Raw genomic sequence first — 22,087 nt, forward strand, 5'->3', positions numbered from 1 at the left:
TCGTCACAAATAAATATGTATATATCGCTGTTATAAATGAACTAAAGTGGAATTGTCTGGATTTGTGGCAACGTAAGCCTTGAAACTAATATTCTAGTTAAAAACTTTTCATAAACACTATTTCTTTCAAATAAAGAGCGCCCCGTACAACAGAATAGCTTCATGGCTCAAACAAAAAGGCTATTGAAATAAAGGCCTTGCAATTGGCCTGTAAAGCGTCTGCGACGAGAGATACGTCCAAAGGAATTTAGTTTTCCAAACGTTATGCAATCAGAAGCGTTTAGCCTCAGTCGTGTGAGCGGTCAGTAACTGAAAATCCTGACTCCATTTTTATTACTTTTGGCTCGTGTAGATTTTTCAATACAAATTTTAAATCTATTTTTTCAACTTGCTGCGTTTGATAAGTTTTATAATAGTATATCCTGTTTTTTGTGTCGGCTACTGAAGTCCAAACGGTGTAGTCGGTGAACAGTTCATCTTGAACCTTCTCACGAATCGAACCTTTTGGAATATCGAAATGATTCAAAAGGTGAAATGCCGAGAATACGGCATCTTCGGCCGTCTCACTCGGCAATACGGAGTTTGCGAATGCTGTTGCTCTCACAAATCTCGAGGGTGACGAGTGATCACCGGGCAGTCCAAAAAGTCCGGTACCCTCCCCAAAAGGCATTACTTTGTGCCGGCCGACAATTTGTGGCCCGCGATTTTCTGCGGTGAGGCCGACGTAGTTGTTCAAATTAGTTAAATGCCAATCAAAAGTGGGATTATTCGTTACTACGTTGACTGTATTGTCGAATATTTTTAAGCCGTCTGCTGTAATTTCGACAACGATCGATTCACCGCTTCGGTCAGTGATTGCATAGTGAAAAGGTGCAAACGAATCAATTTCTTTAATCCATGTGCCGACAATCGTAAGGTTAGGCAGCGCACTTTTAACCTCGTCTACCGTCGCAAATTGACTAAGAATATACGTGCCGAGCTCTTCACTTGAGATGGCCTTTACACGATTAGCCGGTGTAATTTTTTCGTACTCTGCTAAACCGTTAAAGTAAAATGCGCCAAAATAAAGACCTTCCTCATTTATTCCATCAACGACAATGGGTTTATCTAGGGCGTTGGCTCCCACCACGCCATACTTAGTCACATAAGTGCCACCAGTGAGATTCTCGTCCATAATGAGTTTTTCAATTTTTGTGCCTGCTGGAACGACTAGGATATTTGAGTGCACATCGAAACTAAACTCCATTGTACGCGCCGGAACGGCTGTTCCATCAAGTGCCCGCAATATGATTCCGGTACAAGCAAACACACTTGGACAAAGAAAACAGAGCACGACAACCATGGTTGTATTTAGTCTAGATCGCATTTTGGTAAGTCCTTTTTATTGTCAGTAAAGTTGATGCCGGATTTATATTTAAATCGAACTACTCTCACAAGCTAGATTTCAAGTGATGCCAGATCTCCTGAAAACTGTATAAAAAGGTCAGCATTAGATACCCTTCTACTCTATTCTGAGGCTAGCATTCCCACTAGAATTACTAAACTCGATATAAACATTTACATTACCTGCCGCAATGGCTTCCGCAATATTTCGATCTGATGAATCGCTACCAAATAAAGCTAAGCCGCCAGGTGTTGGCGTGAAGTTAGCAAAGGGTGTGCAATCGAACTTACCTCCCCCTGACAAATTAGCGGTGCAAGAGCATGTTGCAAAATCACCTACTAATAGATCGGAAGGCTCGCAACTCGGAGTTATAAACGTTACGTAATCACTCGTGACATCAAGATTTACAAAGTCAGACAAATCTAGGGTGCCATCAATATATTTGGCCGTTATGACCGTAGTGCCGGTCTTAACCGTATGCACACGGCCTTCATTACTCGGTGAATTGCTTATAGAAGCAATCTCTTGATTGCTCGATGACCAGACTACCTGGTCTGTCACATTAAGCGTTGTCTGATTCGAATAGTCGAGCATTGCTTCATAATTTGCATCGACCCTAAGTGGCAAGTCGCTATCACCCGGCACGATACGGAGTGCTGTAGGCGTTGCGTTTGTTACGGTGAGTACAGCTATATTGCTATCTACGCCGCCCAATGATGCCGAAATATCAGTAGTATCGGGCAGGAGCCCAGCAAATGTTGGGTCTGAATCCACGCGACCCGGTATGCGTAAATTCAATGTTGCAAGCGTTGTATTCGAACTAGTCCAAGCGACACGATTCGAAACGTCCTGCGAAGTACCGTCGCTATAATCGGCGAAGGCACTAAAAGGTTGTGATTCACCAAGTGGAATAGAGGCGTTTTGTGGATAGACGCGCAGTGTATTGAGTTCGGGCGCGACAACGGTACCCGTCACAGTATCACTTAGACCATTAAGCGCAGCCGTAATATCTGTCTTGCCGGGATTAATCGCTACAGCACGACCACTATTTGCTCCAAAGGTCTCAATTTTTGCCACGGTGTCGTTGGATGAAGACCATACCACCGTATCGGTGATGTCCCTACTTTGCTGATCATTAAATATACCGGTTGCTACGTATTGCCCATCAGTACCACGTACAACTGTTATATTTTCAGGGTTAACCTCGATGCTTTCCAGTTGAATTGGAATAACGTTTAATTCAGCATTCGCGACAGCAGACTGACCGGCGAAACTGAGATTTGCAGAGACAATAACAACGCCTTCGCTTTTCGCCGTAGCTTGGCCTTTCAGTCCAATATCATTTGAAATGAAAGCGAGTTTTGGCTCATCAACCGACCATACCACTTGTTCGGTAACATCTAGATATTCAACAGGGGTCGTTGCAAGTGCAATACTTGCTGAATAATTTTCATTAACACCGATTGGTACGTAGCTGACAGGAGGTGTAATTAAAAACTCTGTAGGTTCTCCAGAAATGACCTCTAGCGAAGCAGTGTCAGAGAAGGAATTAAACTCAGCCGATATTGTTACAAGCCCTGCTAGAATCGCTCGCGCGTTGCCCGGTCGACCAGGAAAGTTTGCAATGTCAGGATCAGAGGACGTCCACTGGGTATCGACTGTCACATCTTGATTAGATCCATCATCAAATTCAACGAAACTTAAAAATTGACGCTCTAAACCTGCTAACGTAATCACTTCCTGTGGCAATACAGAAAAACTTGTGATCACTTTGTCAGTGACAATAAGATTTGCTGTGGCCACCAACTCTTGATATTGGGCTGAAACCGTGAGCTCTCCCGCTTCTAAAGTCTCTAAAAGACCACTTTGGCTAATCGCAGCAAGTGCTGTTTGATCAACACTCCAGACAGAATCTCTTGTTACGTTAAGCTGTGAGCCGTCACTACTAACAACATAGGCTTGATAAACTTGTGAGGTACCTTTGTTTAGAGTCGTTTGCAACGGAACGATTGTCAGTTGTCTATTTATATTACTTGAACTGGCAAAAATGGGATTGTCATCAGTGCATCCCATCAAAACACTGAATGCCACGAATAAGATAAGTTTCATTAAGGGGCTCATTCTGCACCTAGCTCCGTTCGATAGAATTCCAATTTAATTCTTCTATTAGCGAGATCGCTATCCTCTCCCTTGCTATTACGAAGTGCCTCGCGCTCTCCACGCCCGAGAATCGCAACACGTTCGGCCGAAACCCCTTTGTCAAGGAAGTATTGTTTGGCTTCAATGGCGCGCTTTTTGGCGAGTTTTTCATTAAAAGAAGCAGAGCCTTTACTATCTGTATAACCAATAATGCGGACCGAGTACTGCGTGTTTTTCTTCAAGAATTCAGCTGCATTAAAATCAGGGTGTTCAACAATATCGTCTATACCAAATTTGGCGAAGTTAAAAGACAAATTGATATTGAAACGGTATTGAGGACAACCCGCCTCGTTGACGGGCACATTAATCAAGGTGTCGGGACAGCGGTCAAGGTTTCGTGTGACACCGTCAAAGTCCTCATCAACATAATTGCTTCGAGAGGGGGAATCAAAATGGTAACTTAGGCCTGCTAAAACGCTTAGAGCGCCTCTATCCTTCACGATAGTTAAACCGGAATCCTGCAAAAAGCTACTGTCAATGTTATACATGTCATATCGCGCGGTAAGATCGAGCGACAATGACTCGCTTAATGGGATATCAGCACCCGCTTGTAATGTAAACACAACAGACTGCCCATTGCGGTCAATTGAATCCAGCTTAGCCGATGGTGAATCATCGAGATACATAAATGCATATCCGACGCCGGCACCGATAAAGGGTTGAATCGCAGAATCCTCCAATTCAGCCGAGTGGACGATACCCAGCCCCGGGATAATAACTTTTCGGTCAGTATACTGTAGCCACGCGAAATCTAGATAGGTATCAAAGTAATCACTGTATTGGCTGTTGAACATTGCAGTGGTGTTTATAATAAAACCATCATTGCCCGGATCAAGCGCATCACTGGATCCGCCATTTGTATCACTACGGTCTTCAATTGCTCGCGAATAGCCAGCTTTGAGCGAGATCTTATCTGTTTCAAGCGCAAACAATGGATTAGGCAGAAAGCCGACTACAAAAACAAAATGATAAGAAAGAATTTTCTTTAGCAACACGTCCATATCCGAAATATTAAAGGTTAGATTCACTCATCACATTGCAAATTCTTGTACACATTCAATGTTGATATCCAGTTCTTTATTCAGAATCTGAGTTTTTATAACGATCCAAGTTTAGATCAGCTAGCACAACATGCAAACTAAAATCGAAGAGTTAAGATGCAGAGCGTATTACCCGAGCACACACCGCAGAAAAGATATTATAAGCTCGATTTCTAAACAAAATGCTCTTGAAGAAAAAGGTATCCAATGTATGTCATGATCGCTGTCCACTACTCACATGACAATAACTACCTACTTTCAGGGAATTCAAGAAATAGCATTGTTAAAACCAAAATACATATGTCGTTTAATATCTGTCTAAAAGATAAACGAAGGCATCATATTCAGAAAAACTGGATGCTGTTCAAGTAGGGCTTTAAGGCATAAAATAACTGTGTCTACTGTTGCCTAGCTTCACGATTAATAAGTAGCTTCTGGATGACGCTGTCGAGAACAGCACTTGAGAACAAGCCCACGACCTAATTTGTTGGGTTGATTCGCTATACAGTAAAAGGGTAAAGGTCATTCATTGCGAGAAAATATCAAAATAAAATACAACTTGGGCAAAGAATGGCATCCGGCTCGAAAACGAAAAAAGGCTTACAAATTTAAAACCTGTAAGCCTTTGATATTTCCTAGAAAATATTGGTACGACCGAGTGGATTCGAACCACCGACCCCCACCATGTCAAGGTGGTGCTCTAACCAACTGAGCTACGGTCGTATAAAACTTTTTTCTCGACTCGAGAACGGCGCGTAATTTAACAAAGCCGTGTATCGGACGCAAGAAGAAATCACGATTTAATTCTTACTTACAAATCTCCTTAAACTTCGGCGTGTTTAGACTTAGAAGTTCGCCTCTTAAACCTCACTAAAACTGATAAATTAAACCGAGCATTGCACTTGAGGCATCTTGATCATAAAAATCAATATTCGAATCGGATTCTGCTGCAGCAACGGAGCCAAACACAGACAGATCTTTGTACCCAAACAGTTGACCATATGTGAGCACTAAACTAGCCCCAATAGTATCAACCTCTTCTTTCTTTCCATATATTGGATTGAGCTCGTCGTAGTCAGAGCTTGAATAAAACAGTGTACCCACGAATGACCAAGTCGATCGAGTATGAAAGTATGCGAGCGTCGCTCCCATTCGATCTCTAGCACGCGCCTTACCGTCTAGATCAAAACGATCAAAATTTAACTCAGGAACAACCAAGTGGCCTTTGCTAATTCTGAACAAGTAGCTCACAGTGACCTCGGTTTGTGTTCCTTCTCGATTAAGAAGCGTTTGCTCATCGGCAGTAATTACATTATTTGTAACCAAATCGGCGCCGGCATTTTCTTCATCTAATTCGATCTCACGAGAACTTACCTCCAGACCTAATCCCGTGCCTAATACGTTTTGCCAACCAAGTCGCGCGCCTGTAGAAGATCGATCAGTGCGCGCTCTTGCTACATTCGCAACATAAGGGTCCGCATAGACTTCAGTTGGTAACGCACTAAAAAGAAACGCACCATAAACGATACCTTTTTTAGAAAGCTCTTGTTTCACTCCCAATTGGAATGCCAAGTCGTAACGTACTAAGTCTTCCAGTGCGACACCCAAATAGGCCTGTGTGCGGGATTCAGCAAAGGTGTAATTCACCTCACCAGTAATGAAAGGAGCCACACTCGATTCTGTTTCCGGATCTGCATTAATGCTTTTAATTGTTTGGTCACTTAACTTGCCACTCGTGCCCGCAACTAAGTTACTTGAATACTCAACAGCAGAAGCACCACCCACGACTGAACCACTAAAGCCAGACTCTTTAGGGATTGGTTTTAATGGCGCAGAATGCAAAAGTGTACTGAAGGCAAAACTACCGATCAGAGCGATCGCAGAATAGACATGATTCATATTACTTTCCCTGACAATAATTGTTAGTGCGGCCAATATACAGCTCAAAATATAATAGTTGAGATCTTATTGGTTTACCAAATTCATGGCCTGAAACTAGCGACGCCGCAAGCAAGAACCTGTAAAAGGCTCACTCGCGGCGTTTTAAGATGAGATGAAGTTTGTAAGAAAAAGCCCATATCAAGAAAGATATGGCAGGCTATCTAACTTAAACCTTGTAGAAGTCTCTATACCACTCAACAAAGTTCGCAACACCCTCTTCTAAGGGCGTTGACGGCTTGTAATCAACATCTTTGATTAATGCATCGACATTGGCGTAGGTTGCAAGTACATCACCCGGCTGCATTGGAAGAAGATTTTTCTCTGCTTTCTTACCAACGTTTTCTTCGATCAACTCTATATAACGGAGCAATTCACATGGATTATTGCTACCAATGTTATAGATGCGATAAGGCGCTCTAGATGTGGCTGAATCAGGATCTACTCCAGACCAATCGGGATTTGAAGCAGCAGTATTGTCTAAGGTACGAATAACGCCCTCGACAATATCGTCAATATAGGTGAAGTCACGCTGATGCTTACCATAATTAAATACGTCGATAGGTTTCCCTTCGATAATATTCTTAGTAAACATAAACAAGGCCATGTCAGGTCGTCCCCAAGGGCCATATACCGTGAAAAACCGTAAGCCAGTCGTCGGCAATCCGAACAAGTGACTATACGTGTGTGCCATCAATTCATTCGACTTCTTAGACGCAGCATACAGGCTTACTGGATGGTCGACATTGTCATGCACAGAAAACGGCATACTTTCATTAGCACCATATACGGAACTACTTGATGCATAAACAAGATGCTCAACTTCGTGATGACGACAACCTTCAAGAATATTCGTGAATCCAACGATATTCGCATCGATATAAGCTTGCGGATTCTCGAGCGAATAACGAACACCAGCCTGCGCAGCTAAGTTCACGACTCTTTGTGGTTTATGCTCAGCAAAGACCCGCTCAACTTCAACGCGACCTTCGAGAGAAACACGTTCTTCAGTAAAGTTTGGGTGATCTTTAATTCTCGCGAGTCGTGCTTCCTTTAAACTCGGATCATAATAATCGTTGACGTTATCTAATCCGATGACGGTATCGCCGCGATCTAACAAACGTATCGCTAAGGCATTACCGATAAAACCCGCCGTCCCTGTAATTAATACTTTCACACTCAAACCTACTATCTATTAAGTTATAAAACCGTTAAGCACCAAAGTGCTGATTAAAAGTCGATACCCGTGGAGATAAACGCGCCACTCAAATCGGCATCGACGTCAATATCATTAACATCTTCTACTTGAATCATCATTGAGCGATACCCTGCCTCAACAAACAACAGGCTAATGTCGTAACGAATACCTGCTTTCGCATCCATCACTTTATCGCCAGAGTAGCTAATACCAGACACTTGAGCACCAAAACTCAACCCGGTTAACGGCAACTCAACACTTGCAGCGACATATGCCATTGGAATGGGATCATCGATCTTCGTTTCACTAACACTACCTGTGCCAACGTCCTCGATTCTTAACTGACCATCAAATAGTTTGACGTCTAAACCAAGATCTAAATTCACGTAATTGTCTAAGACTTCGTAATAAAGAATCGCAGATGAATGCGTCAAATCTAAATCTGTTTTTGCATCACCATCAAACGTTACGCCGTCAAAATTCACACTCAAGCTGCCGTTCGCAGATTCATCTAAATCGATGTGCTTGATTTTAACGTTAGGAAGAATTGGGACTGGGTGTTCAATCGCAGCAGAGAACTCTACAAAACCAGAGTCGTCAAAATTCAAATCGTCTTGTAAATCAATTTTCTGTGCTGACGCCACACGATCATTTACATCACCACCATAACCCGCGTTCCAGTATGACACGGAGACTTCACCGCCAATAACATCGGCAGAGGCAGAGCTTGCTGCAAGTGAAGCACCAAGCACCGCTGCTGGTAATAAAGATTTACGAGAGAACAATGACGAGTTTTTCATAGGAATTCCTTAAGGTGTTTCTATATTTAACACCTTAAGCTTAGACACTATTTTAAAATTCGATACCTATTCGACGACCAACTTCTTCGTAGGTTTCGATCACGCTTCCCAAACCTTGACGAAATCGATCTTTATCCATTTTATTTAGCGTTTCAGCATCCCAAATACGACAGCCATCCGGGCTAAACTCATCACCTAGAACAATGCGACCTTCAAACAAACCAAACTCAAGTTTGTAGTCTACTAAGATCATACCGCCCGACTTAAACAGCTCAGACAATACTGTGTTGACTGCTAATGTCAGTCGTTTCATGTCAGCAAGCTGGTCTTCAGTCGCCCAACCAAATGTGACACACAATGAAGTGTTCACCATTGGGTCATGCAAAGCGTCGTTTTTCAAAAACAATTCAAAGGTAGGAGGATTTAGCTCAGCACCCTCATCTACACCAAGTCGACGAACAAGACTTCCAGCGGCACGGTTACGCACAACGCATTCAACAGGCAGCATTTCGAGATTTTTTACCAAACTCTCATTGTCATTGAGCAACGACTCAAAATGGGTTTCGATACCTGCTTCAGATAACTTCTGCATGACAAAAGCGTTGAACTTATTGTTAACCATGCCCTTACGGTCAAGCTGCTCCATTTTTTCACCATCAAATGCAGAGGTGTCATCACGAAATTCCATGACCATAAAATTTGGATCGTCTGTTTTGTAAATAGACTTCGCTTTTCCTGCGTACAATAAATCTTGCTTTTGCATCTCTGCCCTGACCCTATACAAATTAAAAATTTCTATCTATGAAATATGCTCAAAGACGAGTTCAATCAGCTCACGAACGCTTTCTGGCTCTAATCGATCATTCAGCAATTTGGCTCGCACGTGAATGACGTCTTGCTCTTCTGCGTAGAATTTAAGTTCGATATTGCGTTCAGATTTCAACTCTTCGATCGTTGACTCAAAGGTGTACCAGCTTTCGATATCTTCTTGGCTGAGATAGCTAATGGTCACCACACCTTCGTCTTTATCGCGGTATGAAATTAATGCTGAACTTGCATTCAGAGCATCAATCACTTCAACCCACGAACGCGTAAAATTGATTCGCAATTCAAGATATGGATATCCAGCTTCGTCTTCTAGAATTCTGACCAATGATTCATCGCCGATCTCAACCGCATTGAGCGAGTAACGTAAATCGGCTTGATCTCGAGAAGTAATCGACTCGGCCATAAACTCAAGCAAACCGCGTTCAACTCTTGGTGCATGTGGCTGACTTTGCCATACACGACGCATTGTATCCGAGGCATCTGGGAACAAAGCCCGAACTTGTACTTCGGATGTATTTCGACGTATGCCCTGTCGCAAGCGCGTTTGGAAAGCCGTACCCTCGATAACAATCGGCTCGTGACTAGTCGCTTCCAAGGCTTCCATAAAGTTTTGATGAGAACCTTGTTCGTTTAGTTCTTCACTAGAAAAATATCCTGCTGCAACACTTTCCTCATGCGCATCAAAGCCATTTGTCTGCCAGAACGCGTCGATTAAAGTCCACGCCTTACTTGGCGACATGGGCAGTTCTAACCAAACGTCATTATCGTGTGCCACGATAGTGTATGGATCATCGCTTAAACTCGCAGTTGCATCAGGCGGCAGTGGCAACACGTATTTGCCAGGAACAACCAACTCGGAATGCGCTTGCGGTATACGATATCTTTCTTGTAGGAGGTCATCACTCAATGACTCAGGAACGACAAGAGCTTTACCGTCTTCAGCGTCTTTATACTCGCTCGAACGATCACCAATAAAAGCACAGCTCGTTAATGCACAAAAAATGAGAGCCCCGAAAGGAGCCCTATAAAATTGTTTGAATACCATAAAAACTACAATAAGCCTGCGCTATCTAATTCAGCTTTCAACTCTGGCTGCTTGGACTCATCAAGAACCGTTAGCGGGAGTCGTATGCCTGTTTCAGCTAAGCCCATCAAATGCAACGCATACTTCACGGGAATTGGGTTAGATTCAACAAACATCACATCGTGCAAAGACATCAAGCTATCATTCATTGCCTTGACTTGTTCTGCCTCGCCGTTTGCTGCTGCAACACATAGTTCGTGCATTTTCTTTGGCGCAATATTCGCGGTAACAGAAATGTTGCCTTGACCACCGTTCAGAATTAGCTCATAAGCAGTTGGATCATCACCAGAATAAACTGCGAAACCTTCAGGCACGGACTTGATCAGTTCGATCCCTCTCGCCACGTCACCTGTCGCATCTTTGATACCAATAATGTTTTCGACACTAGATAAACGAACCACAGTTTCGTTTGCCATATCGACAGCCGTACGACCCGGAACGTTGTATAAAATTTGAGGGATATCCACTGCTTCTGCGATCGCCTTAAAATGCTGATACAAACCTTCTTGCGTTGGCTTGTTGTAGTAAGGCGTAACAGAGAGACAAGCGTCAGCGCCAACTTGCTTAGCAGCTTTGCTCAACTCGATAGCTTCAAGAGTAGAATTAGCTCCAGTACCCGCGATGATTGGAATGCGACCCGCGGTACGTTTTACAACTCGTTCGATAACTTTGCAGTGCTCTTCAGGACTTAATGTTGCTGATTCACCGGTTGTGCCAACAGCAACAATTGAATCTGTGCCGTTTTCGATGTGAAAATCAACAAGTTGGTCAAGGCGGTCCCAGTCAAGTGAGCCATCACTGTGCATTGGGGTTGCGAGGGCAACAATACTGCCAGTTATCATAGAGTTCTCCGAGCAAACAAGGTCTTGCGCGATAAGAATTTACGCGCGTATTTCCAAGCGCGTATGTTAATGCTCGCAACGATTTTAAACAAGCGGAAACATTGCCCGAAAGCTTGGTAGAACTTACTGATATACCTATACTCTTAATACAACTCTTTTATATGGCGAATTGAATAATAATGAATACAAGCACTCAAGATTCTCACTTAGTAATTTCAAGTATTGGCACTGACCAACCAGGCATCGTAAATCAGCTCGCAAAGGCTTGCGCAGAAGCTCAATGCAATATCGTGGATAGTCGCATGACCGTTCTTGGTGGAGAGTTTGCCGTCATCATGATGATCTCTGGCCAGCCGAACAGCATTACAAAATTAGAAGAGGCCCTTCCTGCACTTTCCGATGAGCTCGGCCTAACAACCACAATAAAACACACGGTGGCACGTCCAAGTGCGCAAGCTTTCTCGTATACCGTAGACGTGGTCGCCCTCGACAACCCTGGAATCGTTCATGAAATCGCGCAGTTTTTCTCATCTGCACAAATCAATATTGATGATCTTTCCACAGGAACATATAGCGCGCCACACACTGGAACCCAAATGTTCAACCTAAATATGCTAATCCGCATTCCTGCCGACACGCATATTGCTAGCTTGCGCGAAAACTTTATCGACTTCTGTGACGACAGAAATCTCGATGCTGTCATCGAACCGCAACGCTAACAAGACTTTGGTAAACGCTTTATAACAAGGAGACTTTTTGTGACTCATCCAACCGTCGGCGAAACCGCGCCAAATTTTTCGCTGAGCAATCAAGACGGCGACGTAATTAACTTGTCAGATTACAAAGACAAAAGCGCTGTTGTTGTGTTTTTTTATCCTAAAGCAATGACGCCTGGCTGCACCACACAAGCTTGCGGCATTCGTGACACGAAAGCAGAGTTAGCGGAAAGAGGAGTTGAGGTATTTGGCATTAGCCCAGACCCTGTTGCGCGACTTCCAAAGTTTATCGAAAAGCACGACCTAAACTTCCCTCTCCTTTCAGACGAAGATCACGCCGTAGCGGAACAATATGGCTGCTGGGGATTAAAGAAGTTTATGGGCAAAGAGTTTATGGGGCTCATTCGCACCACCTTCATTATCGGTAAAGATGGCAAACTGTTGAAAGTGATGGATAAGTTTAAAACGAAATCACATCACGAGGATCTGTTAGCAGAATTGGACCAAGTTCTGTAAAACTAATAACGCTATACCTTCTTCGCTTTTGGTATAGCGTTTTACTTCCTTCTAAGCTTCAGCATCCACCCTTGGCCATGCCGTTAAAACTGCCTTAACCAGCGTTGCCAGAGGTATCGCGAAGAACACTCCCCAAAAACCCCACACACCACCGAAAAACAATACAGCGACGATAATGAGAATCGGGTGAAGATTAACCACCTCAGAAAACAGCAAAGGAACTAACACATTACCGTCAATCGCTTGCACTACAAAATATGCGATCAACACGTAGTAAAACTCGTCCGTAAGACCAAATTGAAACAGAGCAATCAAGGCGACCGGGATCGTTACAACTATCGCTCCGATATAGGGAATCAACACCGACAAGCCAACAAGCATTGACAACAACGCTGCGTAATTAAGACCGAAATACTGCAACACAATATAGGTAAAAACGGCGACAACGAAAATCTCTATCGCTTTGCCACGCAGATAGTTAGAAAACTGCTCATTCATTTCGAGCGAGACTCGCTGAATTAGGCCTTTCTTTGACGGGAGCGCTGCATCAATCGACATCAAAATTTTCGTGCGATCTTTCAAGAGAAAAAACACTAAGATCGGAACAACAATGAGATAAATCATCACACTTACAATCACTGGCAGCGTTGATAGTGAATGAGAGAATATCCATTGAACGACCTGCGCTGAGCCTTCCGATAGCTGCTGATATGCGAGCGTTATTTCATCACCTTGGAAGAACGCGGGGAAACGTTCCTGCAGATCATCCCCATAGACACGTAGCGTGCTCACTATTTTGGGAAAATCATTTACCAAAGACTCAAACTGCGAATAAACCAAAGGGAGAACAGCAAATATCAAAGCGAAAATCGCGGACAAAAAGGTACTAAAAACCACTGTCACAGAGAGTAATTGCGGTAGCCCACGTTTGTTCAACCAAGAAACAGCTCCTTGCAATACAAACGCAATGATTATCGATGCTAAAACAGGTGCAAGAATATCGCCCCACAGCAGGATGACACCAAATCCAATGGCAAGTAATGACGCGAGAACAATCGCTTGCTCATCAGAAAAATAACGCTCCACCCAAGATTGTACAATCTTCAACATACGGTTCTATTTATCTCTTTTCGTAATTAAATAAACGTATTCGTCATCAGAATGCGCTGTTTCTAGAGCGTGAGGAGTTAGCCCAATAAAGGCTTCAAAATCTCGCACAGACCCGGCATCTGTTGCCATCACCTTGACAGTTTGTCCTGGTAACATTTCATTCAACTTCAATTTCGCGCGCAACAAAGGCATTGGACAAGCCTCTCCTCGCGCATCGACAAGGTGGTCGTAATCGCTCATATTTGTTCTTGGTAATGATATTTTAAGGTTTGCAATAATAAGCTTTCGTGACTAGGAATCAACGTACAGTTACTATAAAGAACACAATAACATTAACACCGAGATCAACTAGCTCAAATGCAGCGCTCTATTTTCTTTGCAGCAATCTTATTCTCACTCTCTGTTCAGGCAAATGAATCCGAGCTTCCAAGCTTTGGAAACGCAAGCTCTACAATCATTTCGATCGAACAGGAACGCGAGTTAGGCACTGCATGGCTATCTGCGCTACGAGGCCAAGTTCGCACCTATGAACAACCTAGCGTCGAAGAATATCTTGAACAACTTGTCTACTCTCTCGCCCCGAACTCTACAGTCGCTGACAAATCATTTCGCTTTGTCATCCTTAACAGCCCAGAGTTAAACGCGTTCGCGGTACCCGGAAGCGTTATCGGTATCAATGCGGGACTATTTTTACATGCCGCGAATGAACAAGAATTTGCTTCTGTTCTTGCTCACGAATTGGCGCATTTGAGTCAACGCCATTACGCACGACGACTTCAAAAGCAGGAGCTCAGCACCCCGCTAACCCTCGCAGGCATATTGGCAAGCGCTGTAATCGCAGCCACAACTGGCGCCGAGGCAGGAATCGCGACACTTGCATCAACCCAAGCGATGTCTGTAGAAAAAGCACTTAGCTATTCACGCTCGAACGAAGAAGAAGCAGACCGAATTGGCATCGAAACCATGTACAAATCTAATTTCGATCCAAGAGCAATGCCACGCATGTTCGAAACCATGCTCAAAAATGCAAGACTACAAGGCTCTTCACCACCCGAATATCTCTCAACTCACCCCTTATCTGAAAATCGAGTTGCCGATACAAAAAACCGCGCCGAACAATATCCCATCAAGCAATACCGTGATAACTTTCAATTTCATATATCTAAAGCGATCGTCGCAACAGATTTCGCAGAGTCGAAAGAGTCTGCGATCAAATACTATCGATCAACTATAGAAAAAGGTCAGCATAAAAATGTCGATGCGACAAGATTCGCACTGGCGTACGCCTTATTTGATAGCAAACCTAAAGAATCTTTAGAAATACTGACGAAACTACATGCCAAGTATCCAGCACTCCCAGTGATCAGCATATTTTTAGCAGAAGCAGAATATTTTTCTGGGAATGCTGAAGCGTCTATAGCGCGACTTAAAACGCTGCTCGAATTCAATCCGAACAACTATTCTGCCGCGATCTTACTCGCAGAAATTTACGAGCAAGAACAACGCTATTCCGAAGCGGAGACGCTCCTCATCGCACAAAGTAGAACGCGCGCGGATAACCCTGTTATCTGGTATTTACTCGCAGAAATTCACGGACAAGCTGGCAACATTGTCGCCCTGCATCGCGCTCGTGCTGAGTTCTTCCTACTAACTGGCAGACTCAACCAAGCTATAGAGCAACTTCAAATAGGAATTAAGAAGGCGAAGCCAGAAAGCAGATTAGCGAGCATTATGAAGCGACAACTCGACTACGCTTACCAGCTAAAAGACAACCCGCCTTTCTAAACAAAAAAGCGGGAATAATTAAGAATCAATGACAGATTGAACAAATCTGTTTTCACTGGATGATAAACATCATCAAGCTTTAAACGATAACATCCTCTCCAGAGGAATTAAGGCTTGCTTGCGCAAGTCATCATCAACAAAAACCTCGCAGCCAGCCCCATCTTTTAAAACGTCACGAATACCTTCCAAGCCATTCATCGCCATCCAAGGGCAATGCGCACAGCTACGACATGTCGCACCACTTCCACCTGTTGGCGCTTCAATGAACATCTTCTCAGGACTAAGCTGCTTCATCTTGTAAAAAATACCGTTATCTGTAGCAACGATAAATTTGTCATTCGGAAGAGTTTGAGACGCTTTAATAAGTTGCGATGTCGAACCAACCGCATCAGCCAGCTCGACCATTGCATCGGGCGACTCAGGGTGAACCAGCACAGCAGCGTCAGGGTGAATTTTTAGCAGATCCTTAATGCCACTTGCGCGAAACTCCTCATGCACGATACATGAACCGTCCCATAGCAACATATCCGCACCAGTTTGTTTTTGAATATACCCACCAAGGTGCTTATCTGGGCCCCAGATTATTTTTTCGCCTTTCCGATCAAGGTGCTCAATAACATCAAGAGCAATGCTCGACGTAACAACCCAATCAGCCCGCGCCTTAACCGCAGCAGAGGTATTTGCATACACGACAACCGTGCGATCGGGGTGCTGATCGCAGAATGCAGAAAACTCCTCAACAGGACAACCAATATCTAATGAACAGGTCGCCTCAAGAGTCGGCATAAATACACGCTTTTCAGGACTTAAGATCTTGGCTGTTTCACCCATAAAGCGCACACCTGCGACGACCACAGATTCAGCTTCGTGCTTCGCGCCAAAGCGTGCCATTTCAAGTGAATCGGACACGCACCCACCGGTTTCCTCAGCTAAGCCTTGAACCAACGGATCCGTGTAATAGTGTGCAATCAACACAGCATTGTTCTGTTTCAACAGCCCTTTTATTTCTGCTGTGAGTTGATCTACCTGTGCTTGATCAATCGCTTGTGGGATTTTTTCGTGCGCTAAATGCTCTTGTACTAGAACGCGGTCTTGAAAGTCACTCATGTATTACATATATCCGGTGGAAATAATCGGCGCATATTATAGTAAAGTCACTGCGCTAGGACTACTGCGCTATTCGTAAAAAGAACACTGTACTGCTGCAGCATAAAAATTAACGGCTCTTATCTCGCAAGGAAATAAGTAACGCTTACGTGACTGAGCTTAGAATAAGATTGTTTTTTACTGATAGAGAGAGTGGTATGTCGTGCGGATTACTCGCTTCGCTCGCCCTTCGGGTCGTTGTCGTGACGAGCGCGCGCCAACGTTGTCTCGCAGCAAAGCTGCTCGGCTCGGACCTTAACGGTTCTCATCCTGGACGAACAAAGTTAGTTGTCGCGTGACCAAGTGGTAAATAGGAGTTTGTACTGAGAAAGAAAGTGGTGGGTCGTGCAGGATTCGAACCTGCGACCAATTGGTTAAAAGCCAACTGCTCTACCAACTGAGCTAACGACCCAAGAATCACCATCATGATGAGCGGCGTGGTTGGTGTCACACCTTAGTATATATTCCTAGAAAGGAAAGTCAGACACTGCTCGTTGTACCGAGCACCACTTCAAAAATATAAAAGTGGTGGGTCGTGCAGGATTCGAACCTGCGACCAATTGGTTAAAAGCCAACTGCTCTACCAACTGAGCTAACGACCCGACGAGGCGCATATAGTAATGATTCTAAAAAAAATAACAAGCCAAATTTACGGTTTTTTTTACGATTCTAAAAAAAATCTTTAACTTGTTATTTTTCAATTAGTTAGCGCGATATTGTATAGCTTTTAGCAAGTTTCGCAGCTGTACTATTTGGAAATTTTTCCTGAACCATTTTCAGGTATCGCTCGGCTTCGGCAGGTTGCTGAAGACGATCATATGTAACACCTAACTTGTACGTCGCATCGGACAACTTACGATGCCCCGGGAACGTTTTCACGACGATACTAAAGGCCTGCTTTGCTTGCTCAAGCTGAGGCAACACAAGGTAAACTTCTCCGAGCCAATAAAAAGCATTGCCAGTCAAATCTCCATCAGGGTACTTCTCAACGAAGGCATGCAATGCATCGACCGCAGCAGGAAAATCCTTTTTAGTCACATAAGCATAAGCGTTTTGATAATCTAACTTCTGCTGATCCTGATCAACAGACGGAGCAGACTCTGCTGGAGCAGCGGCACTCTTCACATCAGCCTGAACGACAACCGGCACAACCGCCGCGCCTTGAACGCTTGATATATTTGGCGAAGCTGTCACAAGCTCTGGTTTTTGAACGACGCTAACCGACTCAGCGCGCGCTTTTGCCATTTCCTGAAGCCGAGAATCTAGATCCTTATAACGATCAAGAGATTGACGCTTCAGCTGGCGAATCTCAAATGCCTGCTCTTCAACAACACCTCTGAGCGACATCACCTCTTGCTTCAACTCTTCGACAATAAAGAACAATTCAGAATTGATATTTGAAGTTTGCCCAACCGCAGGAGCGACTGGCGCAGATGGAGTAGACGCTTGAACTTGCGAGCCAGACTCTTGCTCATACACAGGCTCGGAGGCACTATTATCTTTCGATTGAAAGATAAGTGTCTTAGCTGAAACACTTGCAGATAACGCAAAACAAAGGGATACAAAAAAGGACTTCGTAAGAAGCCCTTTTCTATGTTTTGAATACTTCAACATATGCTAATTAGTACTGAAGCACTACACGACGGTTTTTAGACCATGCTGTTTCATTTGAACCTGCAACAGCTGGACTCTCTTCCCCGTAACTAACAACTTCAATTTGAGAAGCCGATACACCATTCACCTTCAAGAATTGGGCGACAGAGTTAGCACGACGCTCACCGAGTGCAATGTTATATTCTTTAGTACCGCGCTCATCACAGTGGCCTTCTAACACAATTTTCGCTGAAGGGTTTTGCACAAGATAAGAAGCATGTGCCGCTAATGGAGCACGGAACTCAGCCTTGACGCTAGATTGGTCTAGATCAAAGTAGAATGTGCGCACTTCGCGCATCGCCGATTGTTCTTTTTCAGCTTGAGCCTGAGCTTTTTGCTCAGCAAGTTGCTGTTCAGTCAATTGCTCATCACCTGCAGCACCACTAGTTTGAGCGCCTTGCTCTGCTGTTGGTTCTGCGCTTTCTTGATCACTTGTACTCGTCGTTTCACAACCAACCAATACGGTCGTTGCCAACACAAGTGCTAAACCGTGCTTGAACGCTTCTAATTTCATTGTTCTTCCTTTGTCAGATCTACGATAATTGATGTCTGTTTTAATATAGTTTTATTACAGACTAATTCTGTATTTTTTACCAATGCATCAGCTAAAAATTAGCGCTACGCACAGCATGAGGACTGGCCTCAGTCTAACCAAGCCCCTTACTTCATACAATAAAGCTTAGTATAAATTTAGTTTAGTTTAAGAAAGGCGACCAAGACGGCTCACGAACCTCTCCGTGACTCGACGGTAAAAAGTACTTTGAATCACCATCTACGGAAACCACACCGAGCACACCCTTACCATTTCTCTTTGTGGCATAAATGATCATACGCCCATTAGGAGACACACTAGGTGATTCATCCAAAGGTGTGTCCGTCAAAATATATTGGTCCGTTCCGTCAGCGTTCATCGATGCGATATGGTAATCACGCGTTGACTTATGAACAAAATAAACTTTCTCACCATCATAACTAAATCGCGGACGCGCATTATAACGGCCCTTAAAGGTCAAGCGCTCGGGACGTCTTTCGACAAGATCCATCTCATAGATTTGAGGCGTGCCAGAACGATCACTGGTAAACACAATTCGTCTACCATCGCGCGACCAACTACCTTCGGTGTCAATACCATAATGATTGGTCAAGCGATCCAAACTCGCCGATGCAATATGATAGGAATAGATCTCAGCGTTCCCATCTTTCGACAAAGTCATTAGCAGCTTCTTATCATCTGGCGACCACATAGGCGAACTATTCAAACCACGAAAATTAGTAATCTGCTTACGCTTTCCAGTTTTAATGTTTTGAATATAGATCGCCGGTCGACCGCTCTCGAAAGAGACATATGCAATACGTGTTGCATCGTTTGACCAAGAAGGCGACAAGACTGGTTTAGCACTTTTAAACAAGGTCTTGGAACGCTGTCCATCCGCATCAGCTAACTGAAGTCGATACTCAGCATCGTCACCCTTTAGATCTAAAGTGACATAAGCGATTTTGGTTGAGAATGCACCACGCACACCCGTGATCGCTTCATAAATTTTATCCGATATACGATGCGCTAACTGTCGCATCCCCGTCGTACTAGAAGAAATCAGCTCACCGACAACGCGCTTCTGATTATATACATCCATTAGCTCGTACTGGACGTGAAATCGCCTACCCGCTGCATCTGAGCTAACCTGCCCCACCAGCACAAAACTCTGCCCTAGCATCTTCCAATCACGAAAATACACATCCCCTGATTTATCAGGAAGACTCAGCATTTTATTGGTCGGTAAGGTAACGAAATCTCCACTACGCAATAAATTCGCATCGATAATTCGTGCGATATCCGCAGGAAGGGCTAGGTTCGTGCGATTAGTAAATGGAACAACAGCAATTGGAACGGCGTCGTCCGACCCCTTGGTAATCTCAATACGAAGCTCAGCATAAACTGCCTGCACGCAAAAGGCGCTCACCAAAAAAACTCTAAATAGAAATAACAACACCCTAACCTCGCACATATACCAACTAAGCTTCTGGCTTAAAGCTCATTTGAAAAGACCTAAAATATTTTTCAAAGAATGCCGTTTCTTTTGGCACTTCAAACTTACCTACCGCATTAACCGCCGCCAATGCACTTTGATCCAAAGCAGAGTTACCACTACTGTCTATTACATCTACGCTCTGCAGCTCACCCGTAGGAAACAATCGAATACGCAGTACTACAGTGTCGTTTTGAGCCCCGGGCGGCTTGAACCATCGAGATTCAATACGGCTACGAATAATCGATAAATATCTGGTCTTTTCATCCAAATCAAAAACAGGCTCTGGAGATTGCGCAGACTCTTTGAGATCTTGAATACCTTTAAGCCGCTCTGCCATACGCTGCTCTCGTAGCGTTTTCTCTCTTTGTTCAGCCAATTTCTCTAAACGTCGATCAGGCTTTGGAGCCTCTACCGGTTTAGGCGGTTCTTGACGCTTCGCCTGCTCTTGTTTCTTTTTCTGCTCGCGCTTCTTTCGTTGCGCCTCTAACTCTGCCTTTCGCTTTTGCTCTGCTAACTTTTTCTTCTTAGCTTCTTCTTGCTTAGCCTTGGCGATTTTCTTTTTTCTCTCAGCCTCTGCTTTTTTCTTAGCCAACTCTTTCTTTCTTTGCGCTTCTTTTTTCTTTCTTAGCTCATCTTGTTTCTTTTTCTGACGCGCCTGTTCTTCTTGACGTTGCTTTTTCTTGTACGGTAGTTGATCAATTTCCTCAGCGGTTAACACTCGCGCCTCGATACTTGCAGGAATGACATAGGTTTTGACTGCCTCACTCGCACTCCAAGACCAACTCAACACAATCACCACGACCAAGTGCAAAACCACACTCGCTGTTAGATAACGTCGATGACCTTTAGTTAAAGACTGCTTCAGCAATGCAATGCTTTCTCTTAAAACTTGAGAGTATTGCTGGCGATTCGCTTTCTTGATCATAGATCTTCTGTTATCAAACCGACACCTGACGCACCAGCCGAACGCAGCGCCGCCATCAACTCAACGACAAGACCGTATTCAACATTTTTATCCGCACGAACTAAAACAGCTAATTGAGGATTGGCAGATAACAAGCCCTCAGTTTTCTCAAGCAAGAAATCTAGCTCCAACGGGTCTTGCGATAACGAACTCATCTCCATGTAGTAGGTCCCGTTTAAATCAACTGAGATGATTAATGGCTCTTGATTTTGTTCGACAATCACAGGGGCTGACTCGACCTGCGGCAGATCGATTTTAATGCCTTGCGTCAACATAGGTGCGGTGACCATAAAGATGATCAATAACACTAACATCACGTCGATATATGGAACGACGTTAATGTCGGACATCGGTTTACGTTTGCTGCGCGCCATACCTAAACCTCGCTATTATTCTGCTTTTTCTGTCGCGTAAACATTGCGATGGAGAATACTTGCAAACTCATCAACAAAGGTCTCGTAAGTGTTGTATAGCTTATCCGAATGTGCTGAGAATCGGTTGTATGCAACTACCGCTGGAATCGCAGCAAACAAGCCCATTGCTGTTGCAATAAGTGCCTCAGCAATACCTGGAGCGACCGTTGCTAGTGTCGCTTGCTGCTCTTGCGCCAAACCCAAAAACGAATTCATGATCCCCCAAACGGTCCCAAATAAGCCGACATAAGGACTAGTCGAGCCAACAGTCGCTAAGAAAGACAAATTTGCGTCGAGTCGGTCTGCTTCTCGAGCTAGGGCGACGCGCATCGCTCGCTGCGTTCCAGACATGATCGCATCGGCATCCATGTCATTTTGGCGAAGACGATTAAATTCTTTAAAACCCGCCCGAAATATGTACTCGAGACCTGGCACATTTTC

At 44.0% G+C, this 22,087-nt stretch carries 21 protein-coding genes, 3 tRNA genes and 1 other RNA gene; 3 read left to right on the forward strand and 22 right to left on the reverse strand.

Going from position 1 to position 22,087, the window contains the following annotated elements; translation table 11 throughout:
* Positions 1–286 precede the first annotated feature (286 nt).
* The 10 genes from A3738_RS00435 to dapA form a co-directional block, all read right to left on the reverse strand.
* Positions 287–1,366, reverse strand: coding sequence for a choloylglycine hydrolase family protein (locus A3738_RS00435; protein WP_197469282.1), 1,080 nt, complete (start codon positions 1,364–1,366; stop codon positions 287–289).
* Positions 1,367–1,501: 135 nt separating this feature from the next.
* Positions 1,502–3,493, reverse strand: coding sequence for an Ig-like domain-containing protein (locus A3738_RS00440; RefSeq protein WP_197469281.1), 1,992 nt, complete (start codon positions 3,491–3,493; stop codon positions 1,502–1,504).
* A gap of 8 nt (positions 3,494–3,501) precedes the next feature.
* Positions 3,502–4,578, reverse strand: a complete 1,077-nt coding sequence (locus A3738_RS00445; RefSeq protein WP_197472294.1) for an OmpA family protein — start codon at positions 4,576–4,578, stop codon at positions 3,502–3,504.
* A gap of 691 nt (positions 4,579–5,269) precedes the next feature.
* Positions 5,270–5,346 (reverse strand) — tRNA-Val (locus A3738_RS00450).
* Positions 5,347–5,493: 147 nt separating this feature from the next.
* Positions 5,494–6,522: a DUF2860 family protein gene (locus A3738_RS00455; protein WP_068476786.1), complete on the reverse strand. Its 1,029-nt coding sequence runs from the start codon at positions 6,520–6,522 to the stop codon at positions 5,494–5,496.
* 208 nt (positions 6,523–6,730) lie between these two features.
* Positions 6,731–7,738 carry an NAD-dependent epimerase gene (locus A3738_RS00460; RefSeq protein ID WP_068476784.1) on the reverse strand — a complete coding sequence of 336 codons (1,008 nt, stop codon included), beginning with the start codon at positions 7,736–7,738 and terminating at the stop codon, positions 6,731–6,733.
* Positions 7,739–7,791: 53 nt separating this feature from the next.
* Positions 7,792–8,559, reverse strand: coding sequence for a TIGR04219 family outer membrane beta-barrel protein (locus A3738_RS00465; RefSeq protein ID WP_068476782.1), 768 nt, complete (start codon positions 8,557–8,559; stop codon positions 7,792–7,794).
* A 52-nt stretch (positions 8,560–8,611) separates the two neighbouring features.
* Positions 8,612–9,322: a phosphoribosylaminoimidazolesuccinocarboxamide synthase gene (purC, locus tag A3738_RS00470; protein WP_068476780.1), complete on the reverse strand. Its 711-nt coding sequence runs from the start codon at positions 9,320–9,322 to the stop codon at positions 8,612–8,614.
* A gap of 36 nt (positions 9,323–9,358) precedes the next feature.
* The gene (gene bamC / locus A3738_RS00475; protein WP_068476778.1) at positions 9,359–10,432 is read right to left on the reverse strand and encodes an outer membrane protein assembly factor BamC; all 1,074 of its coding nucleotides are present in this window, start codon (positions 10,430–10,432) and stop codon (positions 9,359–9,361) included.
* 5 nt (positions 10,433–10,437) lie between these two features.
* Positions 10,438–11,313, reverse strand: coding sequence for a 4-hydroxy-tetrahydrodipicolinate synthase (dapA, locus tag A3738_RS00480; protein WP_068476776.1), 876 nt, complete (start codon positions 11,311–11,313; stop codon positions 10,438–10,440).
* 179 nt (positions 11,314–11,492) lie between these two features.
* Between dapA and A3738_RS00485 the strand changes: the two genes are divergently transcribed.
* Entirely contained in the window at positions 11,493–12,032 is a 540-nt protein-coding gene (locus tag A3738_RS00485) for a glycine cleavage system protein R (protein ID WP_068476774.1), read from the forward strand.
* A gap of 39 nt (positions 12,033–12,071) precedes the next feature.
* The gene (gene bcp / locus A3738_RS00490; RefSeq protein ID WP_068476772.1) at positions 12,072–12,545 is read left to right on the forward strand and encodes a thioredoxin-dependent thiol peroxidase; all 474 of its coding nucleotides are present in this window, start codon (positions 12,072–12,074) and stop codon (positions 12,543–12,545) included.
* Positions 12,546–12,596: 51 nt separating this feature from the next.
* Here bcp and A3738_RS00495 read toward each other — a convergent pair whose 3' ends face one another.
* On the reverse strand, positions 12,597–13,655 hold the full coding sequence (locus A3738_RS00495; RefSeq protein ID WP_068476770.1) for an AI-2E family transporter: 1,059 nt from the start codon (positions 13,653–13,655) through the stop codon (positions 12,597–12,599).
* A gap of 6 nt (positions 13,656–13,661) precedes the next feature.
* On the reverse strand, positions 13,662–13,895 hold the full coding sequence (locus A3738_RS00500; protein ID WP_068473027.1) for a sulfurtransferase TusA family protein: 234 nt from the start codon (positions 13,893–13,895) through the stop codon (positions 13,662–13,664).
* A gap of 117 nt (positions 13,896–14,012) precedes the next feature.
* Between A3738_RS00500 and A3738_RS00505 the strand changes: the two genes are divergently transcribed.
* Entirely contained in the window at positions 14,013–15,440 is a 1,428-nt protein-coding gene (locus A3738_RS00505; protein ID WP_068501580.1) for a M48 family metalloprotease, read from the forward strand.
* 72 nt (positions 15,441–15,512) lie between these two features.
* Here A3738_RS00505 and nadA read toward each other — a convergent pair whose 3' ends face one another.
* From nadA to A3738_RS00555, 10 genes are all read right to left on the reverse strand, one after another.
* A complete protein-coding gene (nadA, locus tag A3738_RS00510; RefSeq protein ID WP_068476766.1) occupies positions 15,513–16,547 on the reverse strand; it encodes a quinolinate synthase NadA in 1,035 nt (344 codons plus the stop codon).
* Between the two features lie 193 nt (positions 16,548–16,740).
* Positions 16,741–16,876, reverse strand: a non-coding RNA gene (locus A3738_RS00515) — RtT sRNA.
* Positions 16,877–16,922: 46 nt separating this feature from the next.
* A tRNA-Lys gene (locus A3738_RS00520) sits at positions 16,923–16,998 on the reverse strand.
* A gap of 114 nt (positions 16,999–17,112) precedes the next feature.
* A tRNA-Lys gene (locus A3738_RS00525) sits at positions 17,113–17,188 on the reverse strand.
* Positions 17,189–17,291: 103 nt separating this feature from the next.
* Positions 17,292–18,065, reverse strand: coding sequence for a tol-pal system protein YbgF (gene ybgF / locus A3738_RS00530; protein ID WP_197473474.1), 774 nt, complete (start codon positions 18,063–18,065; stop codon positions 17,292–17,294).
* A gap of 142 nt (positions 18,066–18,207) precedes the next feature.
* Positions 18,208–18,753: a peptidoglycan-associated lipoprotein Pal gene (gene pal / locus A3738_RS00535; RefSeq protein ID WP_068476764.1), complete on the reverse strand. Its 546-nt coding sequence runs from the start codon at positions 18,751–18,753 to the stop codon at positions 18,208–18,210.
* Positions 18,754–18,934: 181 nt separating this feature from the next.
* On the reverse strand, positions 18,935–20,185 hold the full coding sequence (tolB, locus tag A3738_RS00540) for a Tol-Pal system beta propeller repeat protein TolB (RefSeq protein WP_231876482.1): 1,251 nt from the start codon (positions 20,183–20,185) through the stop codon (positions 18,935–18,937).
* A gap of 67 nt (positions 20,186–20,252) precedes the next feature.
* Positions 20,253–21,194, reverse strand: coding sequence for a cell envelope integrity protein TolA (tolA, locus tag A3738_RS00545; RefSeq protein WP_068476762.1), 942 nt, complete (start codon positions 21,192–21,194; stop codon positions 20,253–20,255).
* Complete coding sequence (gene tolR / locus A3738_RS00550; protein WP_068476759.1) at positions 21,191–21,607, reverse strand: protein TolR; 417 nt, start codon at positions 21,605–21,607, stop codon at positions 21,191–21,193. The genes tolA and tolR overlap by 4 nt, the downstream gene beginning before the upstream one ends.
* 15 nt (positions 21,608–21,622) lie before the next feature.
* Positions 21,623–22,087 (reverse strand): MotA/TolQ/ExbB proton channel family protein (locus A3738_RS00555; RefSeq protein WP_197473475.1); only part of this gene is annotated, 465 nt, incomplete at its 5' end.

The organism is Oleiphilus sp. HI0066, from assembly GCF_001635725.1.